Below are 13,092 nucleotides of genomic sequence, written 5' to 3'. Positions count from 1 at the left end.
GTTTTAAGTATTTATAATTTATCTCGGGCTCAATATCGTAAATAGCAAGAGGTTATAAAAATTGAAAATGCTTTTTTATCATAATTTTAGCATTCTTTATTTAAACATATCCAATCCCGGAATATTAGGCATTCCTTCTTTTGCCACGGCAGCCACCTCTGCTTCGTGCACGTTAGTAGCCTTTTCAATAGCTTTGTTTAAGGCGAGGATTAAATAATCTTCCAGTTGTTCTTTATCTTCCAAAAGCGCATCGGCAATTTCTATGGTTTTGATTTTTCGGTTGGCGGTGAGGGTTATTTTTAATAATCCATCGCTACTGGCTTCTTCCAAAAATACCGTGTCCAATCGCTTTTTTGTAGCTTCTACTTTTTGCTGGGTCTCTTTTAATTTGCCCATCATTCCCATTAAATCTCCAAACATATCTTTTTTATTAAAGTTTGGTGCAAATTTACTAATTTGTAACTCTATATTACAATCTTAGAATCATGAAAAAACTAACCTTCCTTTCAATTGCTTCCCTTATTTTTGCTGCTTCAATAAATGCGCAGGAAATTTCAAAGAACATTATGACAATTACTCCCCCAATAGCTGAAAAAATTCCAACGAAACTGGAAAAGCACGGCGATCTTCGAATTGATAATTATTACTGGCTTAACAATCCGGACAACGAAAAAGTAATAGCGTATTTAAATGAAGAAAACACCTATTACGAATCTATCACCGGCCACACTAAAAAATTTAAGGAAGACCTCTTTGAGGAAATGAAGGCGCGTATAAAGGAAAATGACGAATCGGTGCCGTATAAGTTAAATGGATATTATTACATAACCCGTTATGAAACAGGAAAAGATTACCCAATTTATACCCGTAAAAAAGAGTCGCTTGATGCCCCAGAGGAAATTCTTTTTGATGTAAATGAAATGGCCAAAGATTATAGCTACTATAACCTTACCGGTTTAAGTGTTTCTGAGGACAATAAGCTTATATCTTTTGGGGTAGATACCCTAAGCCGAAGAAAATACGACATCTACATTAAAAATCTTGAAACAGGCGAAATTTACGCTGAACGAATTCCACTTACCACAGGAAGCGCAACTTGGGGCAGTGACAACAAAACTCTTTTTTATACCCGAAAGGACGAAAAAACCTTGCGCGCCGATAGAATTTACCGCCATACATTAGGAACCGATCCCATTACGGACCAATTGGTTTTTACCGAAACCGATGATACTTTCGGCACCTACGTTTACAAAACCAAGTCGCGCAAATATATTGTAATTGGCTCCTATAGCACGCTTACTTCAGAATATCGCGTGTTGGAAGCGAATAACCCGATGGGCAGTTTTAAAATTTTCCAACCGCGCAAAAGAGGCTTGGAGTACAGTATTTCGCATTACGGCAATAATTGGTATGTTTTAACCAATAAAGATGGAGCGCTCAATTTTAAATTAATGAAAACTTCTGAAGATAAAACCGCTGCGGAAAACTGGGAAGATATGATTGCCCACAGAACCGATGTACTATTGGAAGACATCGATATTTTTAACGATTTTTTGGTGGTAAGCGAGCGTAGCGATGGACTTACAAAAATTCGAATTAAAAAATGGAAAGGAAGTGAAGATTACTACCTTCCATTTGACAATGAAACCTACACCGCTTTTACCACGCAGAACCCTGAATTTAATACCAAAATACTTCGTTATGGGTATAATTCCTTAAACACTCCGGCCTCGGTTATAGACTTTAATATGGAAACCAAGGAAAAAACCGTCTTAAAGGAAACCGAAGTTTTAGGTGGAAAGTTTAATAAAAACAATTACCAAACGGAACGTTTATGGGCTACGGCAGCCGATGGTTCAAAAATTCCAATGTCGGTAATTTATAGAAAGGGAATTAAAAAAGACGGAACCAATCCGCTGCTCATTTATGGCTATGGCTCGTATGGCGCAACAATAGATCCGTATTTTTCAACGGTGCGACTTAGTCTTTTAGATCGCGGTTTTATATTCGCTATTGCGCACGTTCGCGGAGGTGAATATATGGGAAGACAATGGTACGAAGATGGAAAATTGCTGAAAAAGAAAAACACTTTTACCGATTTTATCGATGCTTCAAAATATTTAATTGAACAGGGCTATACCTCGCCGCAGCATTTATATGCTTCAGGTGGTTCTGCCGGTGGGCTTTTAATGGGAGCTATTGTAAATATGGCGCCAGAATTATACAACGGAGTAATTGCTTCAGTTCCGTTTGTAGATGTGGTAACCACCATGCTGGACGATTCCATTCCGCTTACAACAGGCGAGTACGACGAATGGGGCAATCCCAATGAAGTTGCATATTATGAGTATATAAAAAGTTACTCTCCCTACGATAATGTAGAGCCAAAAAACTATCCAAACATGCTCGTTACCACTGGGCTACACGATAGCCAAGTGCAATATTGGGAACCAGCAAAATGGGTGGCAAAACTTAGAGATTTAAAAACCGATTCAAATATACTCTTACTCCAAACAAATATGGATGCCGGTCACGGCGGGGCTTCCGGACGTTTTGAAGCCTTAAAGGAAGTTGCAATGGACTATGCCTTTCTATTGGATCTGGAAGGAATTACGGAGTAATAAAAATATTTCATTATCTTTGTCGCGTTAAAAAATTCAGTTTGTAACTGGGTATTTTTTATAACGAACTCCCTCTTTATGAAAGAAGAAATAAAAGCCCACAATAATGTGTTGGAACTTATAGGCAACACACCGTTGATAAAGCTTACAAAAATTACCCAAAAAATGAAGGGTAATTACTTTGCAAAAGTAGAAGCATTTAATCCTGGGCACTCTACAAAAGACCGTATCGCACTTTATATTATTGAAGAAGCCGAGCGAAAAGGCATTCTTAAACCCGGCGATACCATTATTGAAACTACCAGTGGAAACACAGGTTTTAGCATTGCAATGGTTAGCATTATTAAAGGGTACGACTGTATTTTGGCGGTAAGTTCAAAATCGTCGGCAGATAAAATTGATATGCTTAAAACAATGGGCGCCAAGGTATATGTTTGCCCCGCCCACGTAAGTGCAGACGACCCACGCTCGTATTACGAAGTGGCAAAAAAATTACACAACGAAATTAAAGGTTCTGTTTACATCAATCAGTATTTTAATGAATTGAATATTGATGCACATTACCAAACAACTGGCCCCGAAATTTGGGAACAGACTGCTGGAAAAATAACCCACTTGGTAGCTTGCAGCGGTACTGGAGGAACCATTTCTGGAACCGCTCGATTCTTAAAGGAGCAAAACCCAGACATTAAAGTTATAGGTATTGACGCCTACGGCTCCGTACTTCAGAAGTACCACCAAACCAAGGAATTTGATGCAAATGAAATCTACCCATACCGAATTGAAGGTTTGGGGAAAAACTTGATTCCAACCGCTACAGATTTTAACATTATAGACAAATTTGAAAAAGTAACCGATGAAAGCAGTGCGCATACTGCCCGTGAACTTGCAAAAACCGAAGGGCTCTTTGTTGGGTACACCAGTGGCGCCGCCATGCAAGGTTTAAAGCAGCTGGAGGAAGAAGGCGAATTTACTGAAGATAGCAATATCGTGGTAATATTCCCAGACCACGGATCGCGTTATATGAGTAAAATTTACAACGACGATTGGATGAGCCAACAAGGTTTCATTGATTCTGAAACTGCGGAAATACAACAAATTGAATACGTCAAGTAATAATTACCTGGAGATTTTAGAAATACTATTTAAAAACCGGTTGAGCATATCTCAATCGGTTTTTAAGTATTGGCGGCTCACTTCTAAACAAGAATTTGCGAAATCTAAAATCTCATGTCTAAAAACAATAATCTTATAATAATTTAATTAATTTTGTCCCGTATTTAATAAACAAAGGTTGATGAGAGATTTATTCGATAAAATTTATAAAGATAAAGGTCCGTTGGGTAAATGGGCTGAACAAGCGGAAGGCTATTTTGTTTTCCCAAAACTGGAGGGTCCAATTTCCAACAGAATGAAATTTAAGGGCAAAGATGTAATTACGTGGAGTATTAATGATTACCTAGGCCTTGCCAATCATCCCGAAGTGAGAAAAGTAGATGCCGAAGCCGCAAAAAAATGGGGCTCTGCCTACCCAATGGGCGCAAGAATGATGAGTGGCCATACAGATCTTCACGAACAATTACAGCGCGAACTCGCTGCCTTTGTAAATAAGGAAGCTGCTTACCTATTAAACTTTGGGTACCAAGGCATGGTTTCTACCATTGATGCCCTAGTGGCAAAAGACGATGTAATCGTGTACGATGTTGATGCCCACGCTTGTATTATAGATGGGGTTCGTCTTCATTTAGGCCAGCGTTTTACTTACAAGCACAACGATATGGAAAGTATCGAAAAGAACCTGCAACGCGCTACGAAAGTAGCCGAAAAAACCGGCGGGGGAATCTTGCTTATTTCCGAAGGGGTTTTTGGAATGCGCGGTGAACAGGGAAAACTAAAAGAAATTATTGCACTTAAGGAAAAATACAACTTCCGCTTTTTTGTTGATGATGCCCACGGCTTTGGAACACTCGGTAAAACAGGGGCCGGAGCAGGTGAGGAGCAAGGCGTGCAAGATGGAATTGACGTGTATTTTGCAACTTTCGCAAAATCTATGGCGAGTACTGGCGCTTTTATTGCCGGTGATGAAGAAATAATGAACTACCTTAAATACAACCTGCGTTCGCAAATGTTTGCAAAATCGTTACAGATGGTTTTGGTTGAAGGCGCGTTAAAGCGTTTGGATATGCTCAGAACGATGCCTGAATTAAAGGAAAAACTTTGGGAAAATGTAAACGCTCTTCAAGGCGGACTTCGAAAAAGAGGTTTTGACCTTGGAACTACGCAAAGTTGTGTAACGCCAGTATATTTAAAAGGAAGTATTCCCGAGGCAATGGCGCTGGTAAAAGACCTTCGTGAAAACCACGGTATTTTCTGCTCAATTGTAGTTTATCCAGTAATCCCGAAAGGATTAATTCTTTTAAGAATGATTCCAACGGCATCGCATACAATGGAAGATATTGAAGAAACGTTAGAAGCTTTTTCATCTATCCGCGAGCGACTGGAGAATGGAACGTACAAGCGTCTTTCTGCGGCTGTTGCTGCGGCAATGGGCGAATAAAAATTTCTCTGAAAAACAGAAGTTTCAAAAAAAATCCACCTTTTTTCGGGTGGATTTTTTAATTATATATCTTTTCTAAAAGTACTCCGCTCTTTGTGCTGCACTGGATTGTAATCCTTCCACAACAACTGCACGGCCGTATTTTCCTTTAACTCGGGATTGGTTTCAACAGTGTGTATTCCTTTTGAATTGAATAGGTGTTGCATCTCCTCAAAAATAATCGCGGTCACGCCTTTTCCTTGGTACTCCGGATCAATTCCTATTAAATAAAAAGCTGCGGTATCGTTCTTTTTCTGCGCCTTTAAAATATGCCGCCATCCAAATGGAAAGAGTTTCCCATTTGCTTTTTTCAACGCTTTCGAAAAGGAAGGCATCACAATGGAAAAAGCAATTAACTTTCCTGCTTCATCTTTAATACAGCAAATATAATCTGGGTGGATAAAGCTAAAATATTTCTCTTTATAATAATCTATTTGGTACTGTTGAATAGGAACAAAGGTTTGGAGTGTGTTGTACGTTTTGTTCAACAAGCCAAACATTTCATTAACATAGGGTAATATTTCTTTTTTATTTTTAAATCGAATTACCGAAAGTTTATACCGTTGGCGAACAATACTTGAAAATTTTGCTACTTTTTCGAAGATTGTATCGGGAATTTGTAGGGTGTATTCAACCCACGTAGCTTGCTTGGTAAAACCGAGTTTTTCCAAGTGTTGGGCGTAATACGAATGGTGGTACCAAGTAATCATGGTGTTTAATTCATCATAGCCCATAGTGAGTATTCCGGCTTTCTCCATATTGCTGAAACCTACCGGGCCTTCGGCATATTCAAGATTGTGTTCGCGCCCTTTTTCGTAGGCTTTTTCAAGAAGCGCCTTTGTTACCTCAATATCATCTACCATATCTAACCAGCCAAAACGAATTTTTTTCTTCCCTTGCTCGTTTATTTCTAAATGGTTTAAAATCACGGCAATCCGGCCTACAATTTCATCGTTTTTATACGCCAAATAATACCAAGCTTCGGCATTTTTAAACACTGGGTTCTTTTTGGTGTCTAATGTTTCCATTTCGTCCTTTATTAAAGGGGGAACCCAATATTTACTGCCTTTGTACAGCTTGAATGGAAAAGTGACAAACTTTTTTAGATCACTTTTGGAGTTGGTTTGTTTTACAGTAATCATATAAAAATACTATTGTTCGCCGTTATTGTCTAAATCTAGTTCCTGCTGGCGTTCTTCTTTTTTGTTTTTTGCCTTTTTTTCTTCAGCTTTTATGGTTTTGTCTTCCAAATATTCGTCTGTGTCGTGCATATCAAAACGATAGGCAACCCCTAAGCGACCATAAAATTTTGAAGGAGTGTCCTTTAAACTAAAAGTAAGTGAAAGATCTACTTGAAGGTTTTCATTTATTAAAGCTGCCGCTCCTCCCCGAAGTAGTTGATCTGCATAAAAATCGCTTTTAAACCCTTGGTTTTCAACAAATATTGAAAAGTACCTATTGGTAGCGTGTGTTAAAGTTACAATATAGCCATAGGTTGGAAATTCGGTGGTTACACGATCTACAATTAAATTAGTCACAAAAACCCACCCACCAATAAAGTTATTTTGCGTAGAAATAACAAATTTCGGGCTTAATACACTTTCATTCTCCGGGGTAAACGGATTGTTTGAAAAATCAAAATTTGCCCCTGCGTAGAGTGCAACTGCCGGTATTAAATCCTCCCACTGTACTTTGTTGTTTTTTCGCCAGCTGTATAAATTGGGACCTTTTAAATCGCGTTTTCTGTACGGATCGTAAATTAAATATTTAGCGCCAATTGTGTTGTGCTTAAAATTTGAAAGCTTGTATTCCCTCGCCACCGCAGCACGTGTATCGGTAACCGTATTAGATTGAAAATCGCCCATAAAGCTCACTTCCAAACGTTCTTTAAAAAATCCATACCGCACCGAATAATCTATGGTATTGCCATCGGTTTCGGTTTTTAAAAGGCTGTGTTTTTCTTTTCCGTAACTATAGCCGGCTTCAATCTGCAATACATTGGTGCCTACCGCAAACGCGCCCTGAGAGCCCCCGGGACGGTTGGTGTTTATCATTTCGGTATATTGTGCCGAGAGGGTTAGATAAAAGAATAAGCTGAACAGAATGGATAAGAAAAATTTGGTGTTCATATATTGTTAGGTTTAGTTCAAAGATATAAGATTTTACCATTAATTTAATAGTCAATATTCGTCTTTTTCTGCATCAATACTTATTTTTGAAAACAATTTTACAGTTATGATGACATTCCTAAAAACGATATTAATCGTTCTATTGGTTTATTTTGGGCTTAAATTTCTTATTAGGCTCGCTACCCCTTACCTCATGCGGTATATTTCAAAAAAGGCCGGACAGCAGTTTGAGCAATTTTTTGGAAATACTACAAATATGAATACAGAACGTGAACGGGAGGGAAGTATTACAATTGATAAAAATCCTTCCAAAAATTCACGCGCATCTAAAACAGTTGGCGAATATGTAGATTACGAAGAGGTAGATTAAAAATAAACTTTTTAAACCCTACCGTATAACGGTACCACTCTTTTTAATTCCCATTACAGCCGTAGTTTGTTTTATTTGAAATTTGCATTTTCCCTTGGTCGTGGTTCTTTTTCAATCCTCTTTCAAAAAAAATCCCTAATTTCCCCACTTCAAACCCATAAGTAAAATTATGCCCTCCAGCTATAAAAAATTTCTTCCCCACTTAGTTGTCTTTGTTTTGTTTATCGTTGCCGCCTTGGCTTATTTTAATCCTGTTTTACAGGGTAAAAAAATATTCCAGAGCGATATTGTGCAATATACCGGGATGGCAAAGCAACAGAACGATTTCAGAAAAGCCACCGGTGAAGAAACCTATTGGACCGACGCCGCTTTTGGCGGAATGCCTACCTATCAATTGGGCGCCAAATACCCAAATAATTATATAAAACAACTGGATCTCGCCATTCGGTTTTTACCGCGACCGGCAGATTATCTGTTTCTGTATTTTATAGGGATATACCTATTGTTTTTAGTGCTAAAAGTAGATTATAAACTCGCCTTTCTCGGGGCCTTGGCCTTTGGGTTTTCTACCTATTTAATTATAATTTTAGGCGTTGGCCACAATGCAAAAGCCCACGCCATTGCTTATATGCCCTTTGTTTTAAGTGGCATATTCCTCACTTTTCGGAAAAAATATCTCTGGGGATTTTTAGTGCTAACAGTGGCAATGGGGCTGGAACTGGTTGCCAATCACTTCCAAATGACCTATTATCTAATGCTGTTGGTGGCAATCATTGGCATTGTATATCTAATAGATGCTTTTAAAAAGAAAATGTTGCCCCATTATTTTAAGGCCATTGGAATAATGGCTGTAGCGGTATTGATTTCTATTGGTTTAAATGCTACCAATATTTTAGCTACAAAAGAATATGCAGATACTTCTACGCGCGGCAAAACAGAGCTTACCATAAATGCCGACAATACGCCAAAGGACAACAAAACAGGATTGGATTTTGACTATATAACCGAATACAGCTACGGCAAGCTGGAAAGTTTTAATCTTTTTATTCCGCGGTTTATGGGTGGGAGTTCTTCGGAAGCTTTTCCCAACGATTCAAAAACCGCCGAAAGTTTAATGCGCATGGGTGCTTCAGCACAGGAAGCAAATCAGGTTTTAAGCCAGATTCCAATGTATTGGGGCGATCAATCTTTTGTAGGCGCCCCGGCGTATATTGGAGCTATCGTGATCTTTCTGGCTGTTTTGGCCTTGTTTTTAGTCCGTGGAAGAATAAAATGTTGGATTGTTGCAGGATTTATTTTAACGCTTCTTTTATCCTGGGGTAAAAATTTTAGCGGCCTGACCCAATTCTTTATCGATTACGTTCCGCTTTACAATAAATTTCGCGCGGTTTCTTCAATTCAGGTAATTATTGAATTAATCCTTCCCATTCTGGCTATAGTTGGTCTTCATCAGTTTTTCAACAAATTTGAACAGGAAAAGGAAAAGAAAAAAGCACTGCTTTATTCCACGGGAATCGTTGGCGGCCTTACCTTGCTGTTTATTCTTTTTAAAACATCCCTTTTCGATTTTGCCAGTCCGTACGATAGTTATTTTCGTGAGGAAATGGGCCTTCCGTTTGTAGAGGCAATTCGCGAGGATAGAATGTCGCTTTTTACCTCAGACGCCATTCGTTCATTAATCTTTGTACTATTAACAGCAGCCGTTCTATGGTTTTTTATAAAGGGATCACTTAAAAAAGGAATGGCAATTGGCGCACTTTGTATCTTGATTTTGGTAGATTTAGTGGGGGTAGATAGAAGATATGTAAACGAAGAAGACTTTGTACAGGCACGAATAGTAGATGAGCCCTTTCAGAAAAACGGAGCCGATATTCAAATTTTGGAAGACGATGGGCATTACCGTGTTTACGATGCTATAGGAAATGCGTTTAACAGTGGTCGCGCCAGTTATTTTCACAATGCGTTAGGCGGTTATCACGCTGCAAAACCCGGCCGTATGCAGGATTTATACGAATTCTACATTAGCCAGGGCAATATTGGTATGCTTAATATGCTAAACGTGCGCTATATTATTGTACAAAACAAAAACGGTGGCGCGGTAGCACAACGCAATCCCTACGCCAATGGCGATGCTTGGTTTGTTGAAAATGTACTTCCTGCCGAAAATGCTGATGAGGAAATTAGGCTTTTAGACAGTTTAAACACTAAAGTAACCGCAGTTGTAAACAACGAATTTATTTCTAAAATTCCGAGCCAAAAAATTGCAAGGGATAGCACTGCAAGCATCGAGCTTTTTAGTTATCAGCCCAATCATTTGGTATATGAAGCTGCTACCAAGTCGCCCCAATTGGCTGTTTTTTCAGAAATTTATTACCCTCAAGGTTGGAATGCCTATGTAAATGGTAAGCCCGCAGAATATTTTAGAGCTAATTATCTGCTGCGCGCCATGGTAATTCCGCCCGGAAACAATAAAATAGAATTCAAATTTGAACCAAAGGTTATTCAAACCGGAAGTACAATTTCCTTAATTAGCAGTATCATTTTTCTTTTAATTTTGTTGAGTGGCTTATATTATGCCTTTCGAAAAAAAGAAGAAAAACAGTAAATGAAACACGCCCTTATCATTACATATTATTGGCCTCCAGCAGGCGGTCCGGGCGTACAGCGCTGGTTAAAATTTGTAAAATATTTTCGTCAATTTGGAGTGGAGCCCATTGTGTATGCTCCCGAAAATCCAAACTATCCTTTGGTTGATGAAAATTTTTCTGCTGAAATTCCCGACGATATCAAAATCGTAAAACACCCCATTAACGAGCCGTACCGATTTGCAAAGCTTTTTTCAAAAAAGAAAACTGAAAAAATGAGCAGCGGTATAATTTCAAAGAAGGATTCGTCTGCAATGGAGAAGCTTATGCTTTACGTGCGCGGTAATTTCTTTATTCCCGATGCCCGCGTAGGATGGGTAAAACCTTCGGTGAAATTTTTGTCGCAATTTATAGCTGAAAACACTGTAGATGTGGTAATTACTACGGGGCCTCCGCATAGTGTTCACTTAATAGGAATGCAGCTTAAAAAGGAGTTAAACCTGAAATGGATTGCAGATTTTCGCGATCCGTGGACAACCATTCACTACCACAAATCGCTTCGATTAAACAAAACTTCGGCACGAAAGCATAAAGAATTGGAAGCATCGGTATTAAAATCTGCCAACATAGTTACTGTAACCAGCCCTACAACCAAAAAGGAATTCCAGATGATTACTGACACCCCAATAGAGGTAATTACTAACGGCTATGATATACTCCCGGAAATTACTTTTAAATTGGATACAGCGTTTTCTATCTCGCACATTGGATCCTTGCTCAGCGAACGCAATCCCGAGGTGCTGTGGAAGGTTCTAAACGAAATTTGTACGGAAAATGAAACTTTTAAAGCAGATTTACTCCTGCAATTTGCCGGTGCCGTAAGCGATGAAGTAAAGCAAAGTCTCAAGAAATTTCAACTTGATCAAAATTGTACATTTTTAGGTTATGTTTCGCATTCTGAAGCATTAAAACTGCAACACCAAAGTCAGTTACTATTGTTAGTTGAAATAAACAGCGCCGAAACCCGTGCCATAATTCCTGGGAAACTCTTTGAATATCTCGCTGCAAAACGCCCGATTATAGCATTGGGACCAAAAGAAAGCGATATTGAAGAAATTATATTGGAAACTAAATCGGGTAAATTTTTTAGCTATTGGAGCGATGCCGAGTTAAAAATTGAAATCCTTAAATCCTACGAAGCATATAAAAAGGGCAAGCTGCAAATTGCTTCCGAAGGTATCGATAAATACAGCCGAAGCCAATTAACTCAGCGGATGGCTACACTAATTAAGGACGTTTAATTCCATAAAAAAAACCTTCGATCATCACCAATGGCAAATCACGAAGGTTTTCAACCAACCAAAAAACTATCTTTTATCCGCGTCCTCCGCGAGAGCGAACCTCTCTTGAGGAATTAGTACCTCGGGAAGTGTTGCTCCTCGTATTCCGTTGTACCGTCGTATTCGACTTGTTGACGCTACTTCGACTTACTGTTTCTCTTTTAGGAACCTGTGTTTTATTTCTAGTAACCGAACTACTTCTATTATTTGCAGTGGTTCTCGAATTTGTGCGGGCGCTTTGCTCACTTCGCGAATTTCTTACATTATTGTCACTGTAATTACGTTGCGTACTATTTCTAGTAGTGCTTCTTTTTACTTCGGTATTTCTGCTGTCTCTCGTGCTAGCCGAATTTCTACTGGGTACAGTGCTTTTATATTTGCTGTCGCTCCTTTTACTTTTACTTCGGTCTATTGTAGATGCGCCCCTGCTGTTGGTACTACTGTTGCGCGTTATGGTTTCACTGCGGGTGTTAGAGTTTTTAACGCTACTGTTTCGCCCATTGTTATTGTTGCGCGTGTTATTGGTGCGAACTGTAGTATTGTTTCGTGTGCCACTATTTCTTACGTCGCTTTTAATTCGTGAATTATTGGCGGCAATCAAGGTGTTTTTTCTATTAGGGTCGAAATTTCTGTTATACGAAGCTCTTCCTTTTTTGTCGTAAACTCTACTCCCTGGTCTATAAAAATCTCTACGTCCGTTGTGATACGCTATCTTATGTCGTTTTTTATAATACACAACATGATCGTGATAGCTATACCGAACAGGTGTGTAATATCTTCTGTAGGGCAAATCGTAAACTACGCAATGAGTGTAAATTGGAGGTGCGTAATACACGTGCCAAGGACGATAAATATAATACGGGTTATATCTGTTTATAACCCCGGTACAATGCGAAAAATAGCCAAAGTTATTATACACTATGTGCAATCCACCTACGCGCGCAATTCGTCTATCGTTATATTGAATATCTACATTTCCGGCTTGTATTATTCTGCCGTAATAGTCATAATAAATAGGCACGCTTTCTATTTGTATTACCGCGCCATAATCATCGTATTGTACATAGGCGTCGTAATTATACCCAGAATTATAGCTAACATTCATGTTGGGGGTGCTAATGGTAACCTGTGAGCTTTTTTGTGGACCAACATACACAAAGTCGAATTGGCCATCCGGGAATATTGAAAATTCCACATCGCCTTCAATAAAAATATAGGCGCTACCATCATAACCTCTGCGGAGATTATTTTCACTTTCTGGGGAGCTCGCCTGTGCCGAAAATCCCAATAAAAGGATGCTAAAAATAAAGGTTAGGTTTTTCATAATAATTAAATTTTAAAGGTTTGTACTCGCTTTATAATTATTTTGGTCAGCTGTACACTTCAAAATAACCAACGACCGTGCCAAAGTTTTAAAACACTGATATTCAGTGGTGGTTGTAAGGGGTTAA

Annotated in this window: 10 protein-coding genes; 6 read left to right on the top strand and 4 right to left on the bottom strand. The window is 38.8% G+C overall.

The window, feature by feature from the left end; genetic code table 11:
* Positions 1-96: 96 nt before the first annotated feature.
* The gene (locus QCQ61_RS13845; protein ID WP_279448235.1) at positions 97-420 is read right to left on the bottom strand and encodes a YbaB/EbfC family nucleoid-associated protein; all 324 of its coding nucleotides are present in this window, start codon (positions 418-420) and stop codon (positions 97-99) included.
* Between the two features lie 65 nt (positions 421-485).
* Between QCQ61_RS13845 and QCQ61_RS13840 the strand changes: the two genes are divergently transcribed.
* The 3 genes from QCQ61_RS13840 (at position 486) to capB (ending at position 5,178) form a co-directional block, all read left to right on the top strand.
* Positions 486-2,621, top strand: a complete 2,136-nt coding sequence (locus QCQ61_RS13840; RefSeq protein WP_279448234.1) for a S9 family peptidase — start codon at positions 486-488, stop codon at positions 2,619-2,621.
* Between the two features lie 78 nt (positions 2,622-2,699).
* A complete protein-coding gene (gene capA / locus QCQ61_RS13835; RefSeq protein WP_279448233.1) occupies positions 2,700-3,737 on the top strand; it encodes a cysteate synthase in 1,038 nt (345 codons plus the stop codon).
* 181 nt (positions 3,738-3,918) lie between these two features.
* On the top strand, positions 3,919-5,178 hold the full coding sequence (gene capB, locus QCQ61_RS13830; protein ID WP_279448232.1) for a cysteate-C-fatty acyltransferase: 1,260 nt from the start codon (positions 3,919-3,921) through the stop codon (positions 5,176-5,178).
* A gap of 62 nt (positions 5,179-5,240) precedes the next feature.
* Here the strand turns inward: capB and QCQ61_RS13825 are convergent, their stop codons facing one another.
* Together QCQ61_RS13825 and QCQ61_RS13820 are read right to left on the bottom strand one after the other, a co-directional pair.
* Positions 5,241-6,359: a GNAT family N-acetyltransferase gene (locus QCQ61_RS13825; protein ID WP_279448231.1), complete on the bottom strand. Its 1,119-nt coding sequence runs from the start codon at positions 6,357-6,359 to the stop codon at positions 5,241-5,243.
* 9 nt (positions 6,360-6,368) lie between these two features.
* A complete protein-coding gene (locus tag QCQ61_RS13820) occupies positions 6,369-7,346 on the bottom strand; it encodes a transporter (RefSeq protein ID WP_279448230.1) in 978 nt (325 codons plus the stop codon).
* A gap of 106 nt (positions 7,347-7,452) precedes the next feature.
* Here QCQ61_RS13820 and QCQ61_RS13815 point away from each other — a divergent pair, with 106 nt between their 5' ends.
* The 3 genes from QCQ61_RS13815 (at position 7,453) to QCQ61_RS13805 (ending at position 11,602) form a co-directional block, all read left to right on the top strand.
* Positions 7,453-7,716 carry a DUF4834 family protein gene (locus QCQ61_RS13815; protein ID WP_279448229.1) on the top strand — a complete coding sequence of 88 codons (264 nt, stop codon included), beginning with the start codon at positions 7,453-7,455 and terminating at the stop codon, positions 7,714-7,716.
* A 169-nt stretch (positions 7,717-7,885) separates the two neighbouring features.
* Positions 7,886-10,321, top strand: coding sequence for a YfhO family protein (locus QCQ61_RS13810; protein WP_279448228.1), 2,436 nt, complete (start codon positions 7,886-7,888; stop codon positions 10,319-10,321).
* Entirely contained in the window at positions 10,322-11,602 is a 1,281-nt protein-coding gene (locus QCQ61_RS13805; protein ID WP_279448227.1) for a glycosyltransferase family protein, read from the top strand.
* A gap of 73 nt (positions 11,603-11,675) precedes the next feature.
* Here QCQ61_RS13805 and QCQ61_RS13800 read toward each other — a convergent pair whose 3' ends face one another.
* Positions 11,676-12,965, bottom strand: coding sequence for a hypothetical protein (locus QCQ61_RS13800; RefSeq protein WP_279448226.1), 1,290 nt, complete (start codon positions 12,963-12,965; stop codon positions 11,676-11,678).
* Between the last annotated feature and the right edge of the window lie 127 nt (positions 12,966-13,092).

Source organism: Aequorivita marisscotiae (assembly GCF_029814825.1).
In the GTDB taxonomy this organism is placed as follows: Bacteria; Bacteroidota; Bacteroidia; order Flavobacteriales; family Flavobacteriaceae; genus Aequorivita; species Aequorivita marisscotiae.
The sequence above is the reverse complement of the archived record's forward strand: the minus strand, read 5'-3'. Positions and strand labels throughout refer to the sequence as shown.